The following is a 16,762-nucleotide window of genomic DNA, read 5'->3' as shown; positions in this document are numbered from 1 at the left end:
CACCCGAACGAACAGTCGTCAAAATCGACAAAAGAGAAATTTGATACATTTTGATAAATTTCATCAAATTTATTGACAAAGTTGACAATCGCAAAGAGAATAAACACATAAACACACAAATTCATCTACAATCGTCAACCAAGAGATCACTCTTTATGAAATTCGTTGAATCTAAGCTTCGCTTCTGTGGCAACCGACTTCTCCGCACCCTGGCCTTGGTGGTCTCGGCGGTGGGAATCAGCGCGTGCACCAGCGTGCCATCACAAAACATTTCATCCAATGAGTTCAACGCATTCAACGCCATGCCGACCCAAAATCGGATCATGAACAACGTGCGGATCAAGTGGGAAATTCGGGACGACGTGGCGCAGTACTGTGCGCGTGCCTATCAGATGGGGCGAGAACAAGCTTATTTGACACCCCCTCTGGCCTGCGCCATGTGGGATGCCGTCAAGGCCGAATGCACCGTGGTCACTGGCCCCGTGACCACCCATGTGGCCTTGGGCCACGAGGTTCGGCATTGTTTTGAGGGGCACTTTCACCGTTGAAGCGGTGAAAGCCCAAAATCAACTTTCGCGCAAGGCCTTGCGCAAACCCTCGCCCACTTCAGGGCGAGCGGCAAAGGGGTCCGGCGGGTTCAGGCCCTGCACAATCGCCTCCATCCGGCTTTGCACATTGCCCAGCGCCTGCGGGTGGCTGTAGATGTAGAACTGACCACTGACCACAGCATCAAACACTTTTTGCGCCACATCGGCCGCTGACACCTTGCCACTGCCAACAGCTTTATCACTTTGCGCCTGTCCTATCAATTGGCTGGCTGTGGGCTTGTCGGCCGCCAGGTCCACAGGTCGGTTTCGGTGGCTCTGACTGATGCCAGTGGGCACAAAGTAAGGGCACAAGACACTGGCGCTGACTTGGTCACTCACCAGTTGCAAGTCTTGGTACAAAGTCTCGGTCAGTGACACCACCGCGTGTTTGCTCACGTTGTAGATGCCCATATTGGGGGGCGTCAACAGACCGGCCATGCTGGCGGTGTTGACGATGTGGCCTCGGTAAGCCGGGTCGGCCTTGGCGGCTTCAAGCATCATGGGGGTGAACAGGCGCACGCCGTGCACCACGCCCCAGAGGTTGACACCCAGCACCCATTCCCAATCGGCCACCGAGTTTTCCCAGACCAAGCCCCCTGCCCCCACGCCCGCGTTGTTGAACACGAAGTGCGGTGCGCCAAAACGGGCTTTCACGTCGGCAGCCAGTTGCTCCATGGCCTGGGCATTGGACACGTCGACCTTGCGGGCCAACACCTGCACGCCTTGGGCGGTCATTTCGGCCTCGGCTTTGTCCAAAGCGTCTTGCTGCACGTCGACCAGCACCAGGTTCATGCCCAGCCGGGCACCAATGCGGGCGCATTCCAGCCCGAAGCCTGAACCCGCGCCCGTCAGCACAGCGGTTTTGCCTTTGAAATCGTCGATCATGCGGATACCTTTTTGAGTGTGAACCCGACACGCGGGAAATGAACATGGACCGTGCCCGCACGGTCATCGGTGCGACGCAGGGTGTACCGGGTGCGTGTGGCCGCGATCAACTCACCCTCGGTGGGCTCCAAGCCGAAGTTGTCGGCCGCCACCAGCACCGGGCTGCCCAGGGCAATGCCGTGCTCGTCTTGAAACACGTCGCCCGGCTCGGTGGCGGGCGTTGAGTTGCGGGCCACTTGCAAGGCTTCTTCGGCGCTGCATTTGCCAGCCGTGCCGTGACCAATGGCCTGCATTCGGGCCATCCAGGCTTGGATCTCGGGCGTGGCGTCAAAAATACCCGCCAATGCAGGCGTGCGCTCTTGGGTGAACCACAGTGGGTGATAGACCGCAAAATCGGCCACCCCAGGCTGCTCGCCGAACAAGAAGTCCTGACCGTGCAACATGTTGGCGATGCGGCGCAGATAACTCTTGTAGGTGCCCGTGGCGTCCGCAGAGGCCATGCGGGCTGATCCCCCGCGCATGGCGGTGCGGTCGGCGACAAAAGCCTGCACGCCTTCAGCGGGTGCACCCGCAAAAACTTGCGCCACCCCGGCTGGCTGAAAGTTGTAGGCCATGGCGGCGGTGAACAAGGCGCTGTCGGCCCACTGGGCCACGATCCTGGCCGCACCTTTCACGGCGTCGGGATAGATCGTTGGCGTGGGGGCCAGATGCTCCAGCACATCGCAGATCAAGGCGGTGTCGCAGTAAATGTCGGCTCCGATCTGCAGCACCGGCGTTTTGCGGTAGCCGCCCGTCAGGGCCGTCAAGTCGGGCTTGGGCATGATCATCGGGATGAACACGCTCTTCCAGGCCAGTTGTTTGTAGCCCAGAATCAGCCGGATTTTTTCAGCAAACGGCGAAGTCGGGTAGTGGTGCAAGATCAGATCGGACATGCGCGTGGCCTCAGATCAGTTTGACCAACTGCTTGCCAAAGTTTTTGCCTTTGAGCAGACCGAGGAAGGCTTCTGGGGCAGCGGCCAGGCCTTGGGCCACGGATTCGCGGGGGCGCAATTGGCCTGTGCCCACCAAGGTGCCGAGTTCGTTCAAAGCCTCAGGCCACACTTCCATGTGCTCGCTGACGATGAAGCCTTCGATCTTCATGCGGTTGATCAAAATGAGCGCAGGGTTGCTCATGGGCAAAGGCGCGCCATCGTAGCCCGCGATCATGCCGCACACCGCAATGCGGGCAAAGGCGTTGGTGCGCAGCATGACAGCGTCCAAAACCATGCCGCCCACGTTCTCAAAATGGCCGTCGATGCCGTTCGGGCAAGCTTCACGCAGGGCTTTGGACAGGCTCAGGTAATCCTTGTGCTCTTTGTAGTCGATGCAGGCGTCAAAGCCCAGCTCGTTGACCACGTAGTCGCATTTGTCTTTGCCACCGGCAATGCCGACCACACGGCAGCCACGGGCCTTGGCCAGTGCGCCATAGGCGCTGCCCACTGCACCGCTGGCGGCGCTCACCGTGACGGTCTCGCCCGCTTTGGGGTTGATGATCTTGACCAGGCCATACCAAGCGGTCACGCCGGGCATGCCCACAGCGCCCAGGTAATGCGACAAGGGCACATGGGTGGTGTCCACCTTGCGCAGCGCACCGAGCACGTTGGCATCGACCACGCTGTACTCTTGCCAGCCGCCCATGCCGACCACTTGGTCACCCACTTTGAACTTGGGGTGCTGGCTGTCCACCACCTCACCCACAGTGCCGCCAATCATGACCTGGCCCAGCGGCTGGGGCACGGCGTAGCTTTTGCTTTCGTTCATGCGGCCGCGCATGTAGGGGTCCAGGCTCATGAAGTGGTGTTTGACCAAGACTTGACCGTCTTGCAGGGCCGGAATGGCGGCTTCAACCAGTTTGAAGTTGGCCACAGTGGCTTCGCCTTGGGGGCGGTTGTCGAGCACGATTTGGTGGTTGAGGGTCATGAAAAGGTCTCCAGTCGTTGGTAAAAAAATCGAGGCAAATGACCGCTGAAAACTCAGTCGGTGGCTGTGGGAAGTGTTTCGCGGTGGGGCACATATTTGAAGGTGCCCGTGGCCATGGCACAGAGCTGCCCTTGGTCGTCGTAGATCCGTGCCTCGGTGAAGGCCATGGACTTGGTGCGGTGCTGCAACAAACCTTGGCCAACCAAGTGCTGACCCGATCGCGCGATGGCAGGCCGCATGAAACTTGTTTTCATCTCAATGGTGACCACGCCAAAACCTGGATCGACACTGCGTGCCGCAGTGGCCATGACCACATCCAAAAACGTCATCACAGCGCCGCCATGGGTCACATCGAATGAATTGAGGTGTTCGGGACGGGGGGCAAAATGCAACTCGGATCGGCCCCCCTCAAAAACTTCCAGGCTGAAGCCCAGGTGGTCCACAAAGGGAATCTTGACGCCAAACGGAATGCTCATGAATGCCCGGCTCCCGTGCTCAACCGCCAATGATGGCGCTCACGCCACCATCCACCGCCATCCACTGGCCAGTGATGTGCTTGCCAGCGTCCGAGGCATACAACAAAGCCAGACCCTTGAGGTCTTCGTCGTCGCCCAAACGACGCAGCGGAGCGCCCTGAGACATTTTGTCGGCCCCCAGCTTTTCGAGCAGGCCATAGGTCATTTTGCTGGGGAAAAAGCCCGGGCAAATCGCGTTCACCGTGATGCCGTGCTCACCCCACTCACCCGCCAAGGCGCGGGTGAAGTTGATCACTGCACCTTTGGAGGTGTTGTAGGCGATGGTTTTCATCTCCGAGGGGTTGCCCGCCAGCCCGGCAATCGAGGCGACGTTCAAGATGCGACCCTTGCCACGGGGAATCATGCAACGCTTGGCCACCTCTTGCGAAAGGATGAAATAGCCACGCACGTTCAGGTTCATGACCTTGTCCCAGGCTTCAACCGGGTGGTCTTCGGCCGGGGCACCCCAGGTGGCACCGGCGTTGTTGACCAAAATGTCGATCGGGCCCATGCGTTCGATGGTCTCTGCCGCCAAACGGCGAATGTCGTCTTCTTTGCCGCAGTCGGCCGCAATCCAGCGGGCGTCAATGCCTGCGGCTTGCAACTCGGCAGCCGCTTGTTCCAGATCAGCGGCTTTGCGCGAACTGAGCATGATCTTGGCACCGGCTTCGCCCAAGGCGTGGGCCATTTGCAAGCCCAGGCCACGAGAGCCGCCTGTGACCAAGGCGACTTGTCCGGTCAGATCAAAGAGTTGTTGAATGGTGCGAGCCATGATGAGCTTCCTTGGGGGTTGAATTCAGACGGTGAAATCCATGCAGCAGCGTTCTGAAACCACGGCCTGCATGAACGGTTTGATGGCCTGATGTTGCGGGTGTTTTTGATAGGCCGCTAGCACATGGGCGTCATCGACCAGCATGTGCAGCACCAAATCGTGGGTGCAGTCCATGCCGGGGGTGGCGGTGGCGACTTCAAAAGTGCGAATACCGGGCACCACTTGGGCACACGACAGCAACACATCTTTGGCTTTGGCCAGGTTGGCGGCTTTGTCGGCCCCTTGTGCCTGGTCATGCAAGCGCCACATCACCATGTGGCGGATCATCAAAAAGCCTCTTCGGGCAGATCGGCACAAGTGGCGTCGCGGCTGCTGACCACGTTCAGCCAGGCACCGATCTTGGGCAATTCGTAGCGGAAAAAGTAACGGCAGGCAGCGCGGCGGCCTTGTGCAGCTGGGGTGTCATTGCCCTCCAGGCTGGCGGCGACATCCAACCAGATCCAGGCAATGACCGTGTGGCCAAAGGCCTGCAAATACGGCACGGCATTGGCCAGCGCCTGAGCGGGCTCGGCACCGGCCCAAGCTTGTTGCGTGGCTTGGCCAACTTGCGTCAAAGCATCGCGCAAAGCCGCAGCTTCAGGCCCCCAGCTGGCGTCGGCTTTGGCCGCTGTGGCCAACATGCGCTCAGCCAGCAGTTGCAGGCCCCGGCCGTTTTCCATCAACACCTTGCGGCCCAGCAAGTCCATGGCCTGGATGCCGTGGGTGCCCTCGTGGATCATGTTCAGGCGGTTGTCACGCCAGTATTGCTCGACCGGAAAGTCACGCGTATAGCCGTAACCCCCATGGATCTGGATCGCCAGGCTGTTGGCCTCCAGGCACCATTCGCTGGGGAAGCTCTTGACGATGGGCGTCAGCACTTCGAGCAGCAAACGTGCCACATCGGCGTCTTCGGCGGTGCCGGTGTGCTGCTCGTCGACCAAGCGGGCGCTGTAAAGAGCCAGCGCCAGAGCGCCTTCGCTGTAGGCTTTTTGAGCAAGCAGCATGCGCTTGATGTCGGCGTGCTCGATGATGCGCACCTGCGGGCGGCTGGCGTCTTTGCCCCCTGCCCCTGTGGGCCTGCCTTGCGGGCGGTTTTTGGCGTAGTCGAGGCTGGCGTAATAACCGGCCATGCCCAGCATGGTGGCGGCCATGCCTACGCCAATGCGGGCCTCGTTCATCATATGAAACATGCAGCGCAGGCCTTCGCCGGGCTTGCCGACCAAGTAGCCCACGGCGCCGCTTCCGCCACCGTCTAAGCCTCCACCTGAATCGCCTCTCACCGGGTACTTGCCTTCGCCAAAGTTCAGCAGCGTATTGGTGGTGCCGCGCCAGCCGCATTTGTGGTTCAAACCCGCCAGCGCCACATCATTGCGTTCTCCCGTCAGCTGTCCATTCGTGTCCACCATCTTTTTGGGCACGATGAAGAGCGAGATGCCTTTGACGCCGGGCACCAACTGGCCATTGGCATCGGGTATCTTGGCCAGCACCAAATGGATGATGTTTTCGGAGAGTTCGTGCTCGCCGGACGAAATCCACATCTTGTTGCCCTTGAGGCGGTAGCGTGCACCCAAAGCGTCGTCTTCAAAGCCTTCGCCATCGGGCGTAGCGCGGGTGGTCACGTCACTGAGCGACGAGCCCGCTTGCGGTTCGCTCAGGCACATGGTGCCCGAAAAACGCCCCGAAAATTCGTTGGCGGCAAACACCTGCTTTTGCAAATCGGTGCCGTGCACCATGAGCAAATTGGCGTTGCCGCTGGTGAGCATGCCCGAGCCGATGCTGACCGAGGCCATGGCAAAAAACGCGTTGGCGGCCGCTTCGACCGTGTAGGGCAGCTGCATGCCGCCAATCTCGTAGTCTTGCGCGGCGCTGAGCATGCCCGACTCGGCATAGGCCTTGTAGGCGTCGTGTGTGGCCTGAGGCAGGATGACTTTTTCGCCATCAAAGTGCGGCTCTTGCGTGTCGACCAAGCGGTTGAACGGCGCGTACTTCTCGCGGGCGATGCGCTCGCAGGTGTCGAGCACGGCGTCAAAGGTTTCGCGCGAGTGGTCGGCAAAACGTTCGCGGGACTGCAGGCTTTCCACCTTCAGCCAGTCGTGCAGCAAAAAATCAACGGTGGGGCGCAGGCTCATGTCGCATCATCCCGGTTCAGAAAAATAAAACAGACAAAGAAAAAGGCGGTCAGCTGCAAACCGACCGCCTTGGTGTTGATCAGGCGTCAACAGCCACCGGCATCACAGCACTTCAAAAATGCCGCAAGCGCCCATGCCGCCGCCGATGCACATGGTCACTGCCACGCGCTTGGCACCACGGCGTTTGCCTTCGATCAGGGCGTGGCCTGTCAGGCGCTGGCCCGACACACCGTAGGGGTGGCCCACCGCGATCGCGCCGCCGTTGACGTTCAAGCGGTCAGCCGGGATGCCCAGCTTGTCACGGCAGTACAGCACCTGCACGGCAAACGCTTCGTTCAGTTCCCACAAGTCAATGTCTTGCACGGTGAGGCCCAGACGCGCCAGTGCTTTGGGCACGGCGTAGACGGGGCCAATGCCCATTTCGTCAGGCTCGCAACCGGCCACGGCAAAACCGAGGAAGCGACCCAGGGGCTTCAAGCCACGTTGTTCGGCCAGCTTTTCGTCCATCAGCACGCAAGCGCCTGCGCCATCCGAGAACTGGCTGGCATTGCCTGCCGACACCAGGCCGCCGGGCAGCGCAGAGCGCAGGCCGCTGATGGCTTCCACGGTGGTGCCTTCGCGCAGGCCTTCGTCCGCACTCACGGTCACTTGCTTGGTGGTCATGCCCATGACCTTGTCGATCACGCCTTGCGTGACGGTGATGGGAGCGATTTCGTCGTTGAACAAACCAGCGGCTTGCGCAGCGCAAGCTTTTTGCTGGCTGGCCGCGCCATACGCGTCCATCACATCGCGGCCAATCTTGTAGCGCTTGGCCACTTGCTCGGCGGTTTGCAGCATGTTCCAGTAAATCTCGGGCTTCATCTTGGCCAGCGCCAAGTCTTGCAGCATGTGGGTGTTCATCTCTTGCTGCACGCAAGAGATGCTTTCCACGCCACCGGCCACATACACCTGGCCTTCGCCCGCGATGATGCGTTGTGCAGCCAAGGCAATGGTTTGCAGACCGGACGAGCAAAAACGGTTGACGGTCATGCCCGACACCGAGATGGGCAAACCGGCCTTGAGGGCGATCTGGCGGGCGATGTTGGCACCCGTTGCCCCTTCGGGCGTGGCGCAGCCCATGATCACGTCTTCGACTTCGGCGGCATCAATGCCAGCGCGGGCCACGGCGTGTTGCACCGCGTGGCCGCCCAAAGTGGCGCCATGGGTCATGTTGAAAGCGCCCTTCCAGCTCTTGGCCAGAGGGGTGCGGGCGGTCGATACGATAACGGCGTTGGTCATTTTGAATCCTTGTTTTGGCTCGTTGAGCGTTGAGTGTCAGGCGTTAATGGGTGATCGTCTGGCGTTGAGCGAGCAGTGAAGTGGTCTTTTGACACGCAACACTGAACTCTCAAACTGCAACACAGAACCCTCAACGCCCGACGCGCCTCAGTTGAATGTCTTGCCTTCGGCCACCAAGCGTGCCAACAAGGGCGCGGGTTGCCAGAATTGGGCGTCGTCATGGGGGTTTTTGGCAAAGCGCTTCATGGCTTCGGCCACGTTGAACAGGCCAATCGTGTCGGCGTAGTTCATGGGGCCACCGCGCCAGAACGGGAAGCCATAGCCGGTGATGTAGACCATGTCGATGTCGCTGGCCTTGCTGGCAATGCCTTCTTCCAGAATGTGGGCGGCTTCGTTGACCAGCGAGAACACCAGGCGCTGAACGATTTCGTCGTCCGAAATCTTGCGCGGGGTGATGCCCATGTCAGCGCGGTGCTTTTCGATCATCTCGACCACCACGGCGCTGGGGATCGCGTCGCGCTTGCCGGTTTGGTAGTCGTACCAGCCTGCGCCGGTTTTCTGACCGTAGCGGCCCATTTCGCACAGCAAGTCAGCGGTTTTGCTGTACTTGAGGTCGGGCTTTTCGGTGTAACGGCGCTTGCGGATCGCCCAGCCGATGTCGTTGCCCGCCAAGTCGCCCATGCGGAAGGGGCCCATGGCAAAGCCGAATTTCTCAACGGCTTTGTCGACCTGCGCAGGGGTGCAGCCTTCTTCGATCAGGAAACCAGCTTGGCGGCTGTATTGCTCGATCATGCGGTTGCCGATGAAACCATCACACACGCCCGAGACCACCGAGGTCTTCTTGATCTTCTTGCCAATCGCCATCACGGTGGCCAGCACGTCTTTGCCGGTTTGGGCACCACGCACCACTTCGAGCAGCTTCATCACGTTGGCCGGGCTGAAGAAGTGCATGCCCACCACGTCTTGAGGACGCTGGGTGAAGCTGGCGATCTTGTTCACATCCAAGGTGGAAGTGTTGGACGCCAAAATCGCGCCGGACTTCATCACTTCGTCGAGCTTCTTGAAAACGGCTTCTTTCACGCCCATTTCTTCGAACACGGCTTCGATCACCAGGTCGGCCTGACCGATGTCGTCGTAGCTCAGCGTGGTGCTCAGCAAAGCCATGCGCTGCTCGTATTTGTCTTGCTTGAGCTTGCCCTTTTTGACTTGGGCTTCGTAATTTTTGCGGATGGTGGCCACGCCACGGTCCAGCGCGTCTTGCTTCATTTCCAAAATCTTGACCGGGATGCCCGCGTTCAAGAAGTTCATCGAAATACCACCGCCCATGGTGCCGGCACCAATGACCGCGATGCTCTGGATGTCGCGCTTGGGGGTGTCGGCGGGCACATCGGGGATCTTGCTGGCTGCACGGTCGGCCATGAAGATGTGACGCAAAGCACGGCTTTCGGGCGTGAGCATCAGGTTCATGAAGATCTCACGCTCAACGACCATGCCGTCTTCGAACTTCTTCTTGGTAGCGGCTTCGACGGCGTCCACACATTGGGCAGGGGCTGGCAGGTTTTTGGCCATGCCTTTGACCATGTTGCGGGTGAACTGGAAGTACGCATCGCCTTGAACGTGCTTGCAAGGCAGGTTGCGCACCAGGGGCAGCGGGCTGCCATCGGCGTGGGCAGCGGCCACTTTGCGGGCCAGCGCAAAGGCTTCTTCGGGCAGGCTCTCGGCCGATTGGGCCATGGCGTCAAACAGCTTTTGACCGGGCAACATGGCCAGCATTTCGCTCTTGATGGCTTCGCCGCTGACGATCATGTTCAGGGCCGCTTCCACGCCAATCACGCGGGGCAGGCGCTGTGTGCCGCCCGCGCCGGGGATCAGACCCAGCTTGACTTCAGGCAGCGCAATCGAGGTGCCAGGCGCTGCAATGCGGTAGTGGCAACCCAAGGCCAGCTCCAAACCACCGCCCATGGCCACCGAATGAATGGCCGCCACCACCGGCTTGGCCGAGTTTTCGCAAGCGCGAATCACGCTCAGCAAATTGGGTTCTTGGATCGCTTTGGGCGAGCCGAATTCACGGATGTCTGCGCCACCGGAAAAGGCCTTGCCGCCGCCCGTGATGACAATGGCTTTGACAGCCGCGTCGTTGTTGGCTTTTTCCAAACCATCGGTGATGCCGATGCGTGTGGACAGACCCAAACCGTTGACCGGCGGGTTCATCAGGGTGATGACCGCGACATCGCCGTGGACTTTGTATTCAGCTGTCATGCTGGACTTCCTTTGCGTGAAAAATTAAAAAAGAACGACCGTTCGTTTTTTGCCATTTTAGACAGAAAAACCGAGCCAAAACGAAATTTTGTCGCGATTGAGACGGGCCAAGCCAGAGCCAAGTGGGCCATTCGCCCACCTCAGCTCAAACTTCCAGCCACTCCTTGCGGATGTAACTGTTGGCCCGCAACTCATCGGGTGTGCCTTGGAAGACGATGGAGCCATGGCCCATGACCAAAGCACGGTCAGAAATGCTCATGGCAATGGTCAGTTTTTGCTCAATCAGCAAGACCGAGACCCCTTTGGCCTTCAGGCTGTGCAGAAATTGCCCCACCAACTCCACAATTTTGGGGGCCAGGCCCTCGGTGGGCTCGTCAATGATGATCAGGTCCGGGTCGCCCATGAGGGTGCGGCACAGCGTGAGCATTTGTTGCTCGCCGCCTGACAACACACCGGCTTCGGTGTGCTCACGCTCTTTCAAGCGCGGAAACATGGCAAACATGTCCTCAAAGGACCAGCGGCCGTTTTTGCCGCTGCGTTTTTGACCCAGTTGCAGGTTTTGGCTGACGGTGAGTTTGGGAAAGATGTCGCGGTTTTCGGGCACATAGCCCAGGCCCAAGTGGGCGATTTCGTAAGCTTTTTTGCCCTGTATCGACTGGCTTTTCCAGTCGATGCGCCCTTCGCACTCGACCAGTCCCATGATGGCCTTGGCGGTGGTGGAGCGGCCCGAACCATTGCGCCCGAGCAAGGCCACGATTTCGCCTTGCCCCACCTCGAAATCAACACCGTGCAACACATGGCTTTTGCCGTAATAGGCATGAAGGTTTTCGATTTTCAACATCAGTGGGCTCCCGCTTGGCTGTCCGCAACCGGAGAGCCCAAATAGGCCTCCTGCACCTTGGCGTTGGCCCGCACGGCTTGGGGTGTGTCAAAAGCGATCACTTCGCCATACACCACCACCGCGATTTTGTCGGCCAAACCGAACACCACCCCCATGTCGTGTTCCACCGTGAGCAAGGTTTTGCCCACCGTGACTTCCTTGATGAGTTGGATGAAACGCGAGGTTTCGCTCTTGCTCATGCCCGCCGTGGGTTCGTCCAGCAAGATCACATCCGAGCCACCGGCAATGGTCACGCCAATCTCCAGCGCCCGCTGTTCGGCATAGGTCAAATTCACCGCCAGCACGTCCCGTTTTTTGTCCAAACGGATCATGTTCAGCAGCTGATCGGTCCGCTCGTTGGCGTCTTTCAGGCCTGACAAAAACTTCAAGAAGCTGTATTTGTAGCCCAGGCTCCACAGCACCGCGCAGCGCAGGTTCTCGAACACACTCAACTTGGGAAAGATGTTGGTGATCTGGAAGCTGCGCGACAGCCCCATGCGGTTGATCTCGTAAGGCGTTTTGTGCTGAATGGCTTGGCCATTGAGCAAAATCTCGCCGCTTGTGGGTCCAAAACGGCCGCTGATCAGGTTGAACAGCGTGGACTTGCCCGCGCCGTTGGGGCCAATCACGGCCACGCGTTCGCCGGGCGCGACCGCCAGGTTCACGCCCCGGATGATTTCGGTCTTGCCAAAATTCTTGCGAAGGTCTTTGAGTTCAAGTGCATTGGTGCTCATGCTGCGTTCTCCCGGCGCTTGATTTCTTTTTCAATGTCGGTCTGAATCTCGCCCCAGTCACGCGCAAACTGCCTGCGGGCCAACTCAAACAGGCCCAAACCGGTCAGCATGACAAAGGCCGAGCCAAACCAGCTGTCCAAGCTCTTGGCATTCAGCGTGGCCCCCATGAACTTGACCGTGTCACCCAAAGCCGAGTTGAGCTGCAAGTGATAAACCATCTCGATCATGGCCCCGGCACCCGCCAGCATGACGATGGCCGTGAGACCCAGGCCCAAATAACTGGTCCAGATCTGGCGCAGTTTGCCGAACTTGGCCACCCGCAGGTTCATCATGATCAAGCTGGCAATGCCGCCCGGTGCATACATGACCATGAACAGGAACACCAGGCCCAGATAAAGCAGCCAGGCCTTGGTCAACTCGGACAGCAGCACAAAGGCAATGATCATCAAGATCGCGCCGATGATGGGGCCAAAAAAGAAGGTGGCTCCACCCAAAAAGGTGAAGAGCAAATAAGCGCCCGAGCGCCCTGCCCCGACCACCTCGGCCGTCACGATCTCGAAGTTGAGTGCACCCAAGCCCCCCGCAATGCCCGCAAAAAAGCCCGCAATGATGAAGGCCATGTAGCGCACGCGCTGGGTGTTGTAGCCAATGAACTCCACACGCTCGGGGTTGTCGCGCACCGCGTTCAAAATGCGGCCCAGCGGCGTTTGTGTGAAGGCATACATGAGCGCCACACTCACAAAGGTGTAAATGGCAATCAGGTAATACACCTGAATCTGTGGGCCGTAGGTGATGCCAAAAAAGGCCTCACCCGCCACCCGGTTGCCCGAGACGCCCGCCTCACCCCCGAAAAACTCCGAGAACATGAGCGACATGGCAAACACCAGTTCGGCCACGCCCAGCGTGATCATGGCAAACGGCGTGCCCGATTTGCGGGTGGTCACCCAGCCCAGCAAAACGGCAAAGCCCATGCCCGCCACGCCACCCACGATGGGCAGCAGGCTGACCGGGATGTTCAACTTGCCGCCACTCACGGCATTGAGCGCGTGAATCGCCATGTATGAGCCCAAGCCGGTGTAGACGGCATGGCCAAAGCTCAGCATGCCGCCTTGCCCCAACAAGATGTTGTAGGACAAGCAAGCAATGATGGCGATGCCCATCTGGGCCAGCATGGTCACCGACAGGTTGCTGGTAAAAACCAGCGGCGCAGCCAATAAGACCAGGGCGAACAGGCTCCAGATGACCCAGCGGCCCACGTTGTAAGGTTTGAATTTGTAAACAGCAGCCATGTCTTAACCCTCGCGTGTGCCCAAAAGACCCTTGGGTCGGAAGATCAGGATCAGCACCAAAAACAGGTAGGGCAAGATGGGCGCGACCTGCGACAGCGTGAGCTTGGCAAAGGAGTTTTCCTGGGTGGCAGCCGACAAGGCCCAGCCCATGTCTTTGGCCAGCGTCAAGAAAGAATAGTCAATGGCCACTGCAAAAGTCTGGATGACACCAATCAGGATGGACGCCAAAAAGGCCCCCGACAGCGAGCCCATGCCGCCCACCACCACGACCACAAAGATGACCGAGCCCACGGTGGCGGCCATGGCAGGTTCTGTCACGAAAGTGCTGCCGCCAATCACGCCGGCCAAACCGGCCAAGCCCGTGCCCGCACCAAACACCAGCATGAACACGCGCGGCACGTTGTGACCCAGCGACTCCACCATTTCGGGGTGGGTCAACGCGGCCTGAATGACCAAACCGATGCGGGTGCGGGTGAGCAAAAGCCACAAAGACATCAGCATCAACAGCGCCACCAGCATCATGAAGCCGCGTGTGGCCGGAAACGGTGAGCACACCACACGAATGGCGGAATCGGCTGCACTGCACATCTCAGCAGGCGCTGCGCCCCAGACCACACCCAGGCCGTTGACCGAGTGGTTGATCAGGGTAAAAGCTGAGCTGCGCAAAATTTCAGGCGGGGGGAACTCGACCGCTGTGCGGCCCCACACCAGCTGCACCAATTCCAGCACCACATAAGACAGGCCAAACGTGACCAGCAGTTCGGGCACATGGCCGAAGGGGTGGACTTTGCGCAAGGTGACACGCTCAAAAACGGCACCACAAGCCCCGACCAAGAGGGGGGCCACAACCAAGGCAGGCCAAAAGCCGATCCACCCGGTGAGGGTGTAACCGAGATAGGCACCGATCATGTAAAAACTGGCGTGCGCAAAGTTGAGCACACCCATCATGCTGAAAATCAGCGTCAGCCCGGAGCTGAGCATGAAGAGCAACAGTCCGTAACTGAGACCGTTGAGCATGGAGATGATGAAAAACTCCATAAAAACTTTCCAGACCCTCTGGGATCTAACAACGTTACCGAAAGTGGGTTTGAACACTCAAACCCCAACCACACCCAAGGCACAAGCCCATGAAAAAGCCCGATGAACATCACGTTGATCGGGCCTGAACCCTCTCGACTTATGCAGCACAGAACCACAGGCTCTGTGCTGCACAAGACTGGCCGCCAAGCGGCACCCTTTGATTAGCCAGGGCGCTTCATCTGGCAGCTGGTGGGCGTGCTGGAGACGTAAGACGGGAATTCCTTGACCGGGGCCAAGGTCATGCCAGTGTTCTCAGGGCTGTAGGGGTACTTTTTGTCCGCCTTTTGCCACACGGTCATGTACAGCGGTTGCTGCATTTGGTGGTCAGTCTTGCGCATTTCCACATCACCGTGGTAGCTCTTGAACTTCAAGCCCGACAGAGCTGCGGCCACTTTGACCGGGTCGGTCGACTTGGCTTTGGCCATGGCTTCACCCAAGGCGCTGTAAATCGTGACCACAGAACCGGTGTAAAAGTCGTCGTTGAACTTTTGCTTGAACTCGGCCATCCACTTGCCCATGTCACCACCCATGTTGTAGTGGCTGTAGGCAATTTGATAAACACGACCTGCACCGGTTTGGCCCAAAGCCGTTGGTGTGCCCGTCACGCCTGTGTAGTAGGTGTAGAACTTGCCGGTGTAGCCGCCTTCGTTGGCCGCCTTGACCAGCAATGCCAAGTCAGAGCCCCAGTTGCCGGTGATCACGGTGTCGGCACCGGAGGCTTTGATCTTGGCGATGTAGGGCGAGAAGTCACGCACTTGGGCCAAGGGGTGCAGGTCTTCACCCACGATTTGCACATCGGTGCGCTTGCGGGCCAGGTTTTCCTTGGCGAACTTGGCGACCTGGTGGCCGTGCGAGTAGTTCTGGTTGAACAGGTACACCTTCTTGATGTCTTTGTCGTCCTTCATGAACGTGGTCATGGCCTCGATCTTCATGGACGTGTCGGCGTCAAAGCGGAAGTGCCAGTAGCTGCACTTGCTGTTGGTGAAGTCGGGGTCCACCGCAGAGTGGTTCAGGAAAATGATTTCCTTGCCGGGGTTGCGCTCGTTGTGCTTGTTCACGGCTTCGATCAGCGCACCGGCCACGGAGGAGCCGTTGCCTTGGGTGATGTAACGCACGCCTTGGTCCATGGCGGCTTTGAGCGCGTTCAGGCTTTCAGCGGGGCTCAATTTGTTGTCGATGCCAATCACCTCAAACTTGACACCTGCGGGGTTGGTCTTGCTGAATTTTTCAGCGAAGAACTGAAAGCTCTTGAGCTGGTTGCTGCCCACAGGGGCCATCAGGCCGGACAGCGGATCGATCCAGGCGATCTTGACGGTCTCGCCCTTTTGCGCATAAGCGCCCATGGAGCAAGCGGCCAGGGCTGCGGCTGCGATCAGACGGGTGGTGGTTTTCATTCAAGGTCTCCTGCGTGGTTAATCGGAACAGCTTCAGCGTAACCGCTGCGGCAACAAATGCGCTCGGGGTTTGCCCCTAAGGCATATCACCCGCGCGACTTATTGATCCAACTCCATCCAGTTTGTAGGGTCCCAGTTTTTGTCGGCCATGTGGTTTATGCCGTTGTGGGAGCCCCGCCCCCGCCAGGCGATGGCTTTTGGCCTTGAGGAAGACCTGCCCTCAGGGCGATTGGGCGTGGTCTGCGAGGCTGCTCGCGACGGGGGCGTCGCTCCTACAGGGGATGCCCTGCATTTTGTAGGAGCCCCGCCCCCGGGGCGATGGGTCGTGGTCTGCGAGGCTTTTCGCGACGGGGGCGTCGCTCCTACATGGGATGCCCTGCATTTTGTAGGAGCCCCGCCCCCGGGGCGATAGGTCGTGGTCTGCGAGGCTTTTCGCGACGGGGGCGTCGCTCCTACGTGGGATGCCCTGCATTTTGTAGGAGCCCCGCCCCCGGGGCGATGGGTCGTGGTCTGCGAGGCTGATCGCGACGGGGGCGTAGTTCCGACAGGGAATGCCCTGCATTTTGTAGGAGCCCCGCCCCCGGGGCGATGGGTCGTGGTCTGCGAGGCTGATCGCGACGGGGGCGTCGCTCCTACAGGGGATGCCCTGCATTTTGTAGGAGCCCCGCCCTCGGGGCGATGGGTCGTGGTCTGCGAGGCTCTATCGCGACGGGGGCGTCGCTCCTACAGGGGATGCCCTGCAATTTGTAGGAGCCCCGCCCCCGGGTCGATGGGTCGTGGTCTGCGAGGCTGATCGCGACGAGGGCGTCGCTCCTATGGGGGATACCCTGCATTTTGTAGACATGATGGATGACCTGCCCACCTGACAAACGTGGGTTAAGTTAATGGGTGTGAAACCTTTATCAACTCAGTGCCACAACTCAGGAGGCAGGTCATGAAACAGTTTAACGATATTTACGTCG

15 protein-coding genes are annotated in these 16,762 nt (G+C 59.3%); 1 reads left to right on the top strand and 14 read right to left on the bottom strand.

Features of this window, described 5'->3' with window-relative positions; all coding sequences use genetic code 11:
• The first annotated feature begins 155 nt into the window (after window positions 1–155).
• On the top strand, window positions 156–548 hold the full coding sequence (locus tag B9Z48_RS11330) for a hypothetical protein (RefSeq protein ID WP_089957781.1): 393 nt from the start codon (window positions 156–158) through the stop codon (window positions 546–548).
• Between the two features lie 18 nt (window positions 549–566).
• On the opposite strand, the gene B9Z48_RS11325 is transcribed toward B9Z48_RS11330, so the two are convergent.
• The 14 genes from B9Z48_RS11325 to B9Z48_RS11260 form a co-directional block, all read right to left on the bottom strand.
• Window positions 567–1,472 carry an SDR family oxidoreductase gene (locus tag B9Z48_RS11325; RefSeq protein ID WP_089957784.1) on the bottom strand — a complete coding sequence of 302 codons (906 nt, stop codon included), beginning with the start codon at window positions 1,470–1,472 and terminating at the stop codon, window positions 567–569.
• The gene (locus B9Z48_RS11320; protein ID WP_108378466.1) at window positions 1,469–2,404 is read right to left on the bottom strand and encodes a glutathione S-transferase family protein; all 936 of its coding nucleotides are present in this window, start codon (window positions 2,402–2,404) and stop codon (window positions 1,469–1,471) included. Before B9Z48_RS11320 ends, B9Z48_RS11325 begins: the two co-directional genes overlap by 4 nt.
• Before the next feature lie 10 nt (window positions 2,405–2,414).
• A complete protein-coding gene (locus B9Z48_RS11315) occupies window positions 2,415–3,431 on the bottom strand; it encodes an NADP-dependent oxidoreductase (RefSeq protein ID WP_108378464.1) in 1,017 nt (338 codons plus the stop codon).
• Between the two features lie 53 nt (window positions 3,432–3,484).
• A complete protein-coding gene (locus B9Z48_RS11310) occupies window positions 3,485–3,907 on the bottom strand; it encodes a PaaI family thioesterase (RefSeq protein WP_089957793.1) in 423 nt (140 codons plus the stop codon).
• 19 nt (window positions 3,908–3,926) lie between these two features.
• Window positions 3,927–4,718, bottom strand: coding sequence for an SDR family oxidoreductase (locus tag B9Z48_RS11305; RefSeq protein WP_108378462.1), 792 nt, complete (start codon window positions 4,716–4,718; stop codon window positions 3,927–3,929).
• A 24-nt stretch (window positions 4,719–4,742) separates the two neighbouring features.
• Complete coding sequence (locus B9Z48_RS11300; RefSeq protein ID WP_108378460.1) at window positions 4,743–5,045, bottom strand: Dabb family protein; 303 nt, start codon at window positions 5,043–5,045, stop codon at window positions 4,743–4,745.
• The gene (locus B9Z48_RS11295; protein ID WP_108378458.1) at window positions 5,045–6,886 is read right to left on the bottom strand and encodes an acyl-CoA dehydrogenase; all 1,842 of its coding nucleotides are present in this window, start codon (window positions 6,884–6,886) and stop codon (window positions 5,045–5,047) included. The genes B9Z48_RS11300 and B9Z48_RS11295 overlap by 1 nt, the downstream gene beginning before the upstream one ends.
• Window positions 6,887–6,988: 102 nt before the next feature.
• Window positions 6,989–8,164 (bottom strand): acetyl-CoA C-acyltransferase, encoded by a 1,176-nt coding sequence (locus B9Z48_RS11290; RefSeq protein WP_089957804.1) that lies wholly within the window; start codon window positions 8,162–8,164, stop codon window positions 6,989–6,991.
• Window positions 8,165–8,311: 147 nt separating this feature from the next.
• Window positions 8,312–10,423, bottom strand: coding sequence for a 3-hydroxyacyl-CoA dehydrogenase NAD-binding domain-containing protein (locus B9Z48_RS11285; protein ID WP_089957807.1), 2,112 nt, complete (start codon window positions 10,421–10,423; stop codon window positions 8,312–8,314).
• Between the two features lie 145 nt (window positions 10,424–10,568).
• Window positions 10,569–11,264, bottom strand: a complete 696-nt coding sequence (locus B9Z48_RS11280; RefSeq protein WP_089957810.1) for an ABC transporter ATP-binding protein — start codon at window positions 11,262–11,264, stop codon at window positions 10,569–10,571.
• Entirely contained in the window at window positions 11,264–12,037 is a 774-nt protein-coding gene (locus B9Z48_RS11275) for an ABC transporter ATP-binding protein (RefSeq protein ID WP_108378456.1), read from the bottom strand. The genes B9Z48_RS11280 and B9Z48_RS11275 overlap by 1 nt, the downstream gene beginning before the upstream one ends.
• Window positions 12,034–13,326, bottom strand: a complete 1,293-nt coding sequence (locus B9Z48_RS11270) for a branched-chain amino acid ABC transporter permease (protein ID WP_108378454.1) — start codon at window positions 13,324–13,326, stop codon at window positions 12,034–12,036. Before B9Z48_RS11270 ends, B9Z48_RS11275 begins: the two co-directional genes overlap by 4 nt.
• Before the next feature lie 3 nt (window positions 13,327–13,329).
• Window positions 13,330–14,364: a branched-chain amino acid ABC transporter permease gene (locus tag B9Z48_RS11265; protein ID WP_108378452.1), complete on the bottom strand. Its 1,035-nt coding sequence runs from the start codon at window positions 14,362–14,364 to the stop codon at window positions 13,330–13,332.
• 203 nt (window positions 14,365–14,567) lie between these two features.
• Window positions 14,568–15,800 carry a branched-chain amino acid ABC transporter substrate-binding protein gene (locus B9Z48_RS11260; RefSeq protein ID WP_089957821.1) on the bottom strand — a complete coding sequence of 411 codons (1,233 nt, stop codon included), beginning with the start codon at window positions 15,798–15,800 and terminating at the stop codon, window positions 14,568–14,570.
• Window positions 15,801–16,762: the final 962 nt, after the last annotated feature.

The sequence above is a fragment of the Limnohabitans sp. WS1 genome, assembly GCF_003063265.1.
Taxonomy (GTDB): Bacteria; Pseudomonadota; Gammaproteobacteria; order Burkholderiales; family Burkholderiaceae_C; genus Limnohabitans_A.
Note: the sequence above shows the minus strand (reverse complement) of the source record. Positions and strands in the feature narration are given on the sequence as shown.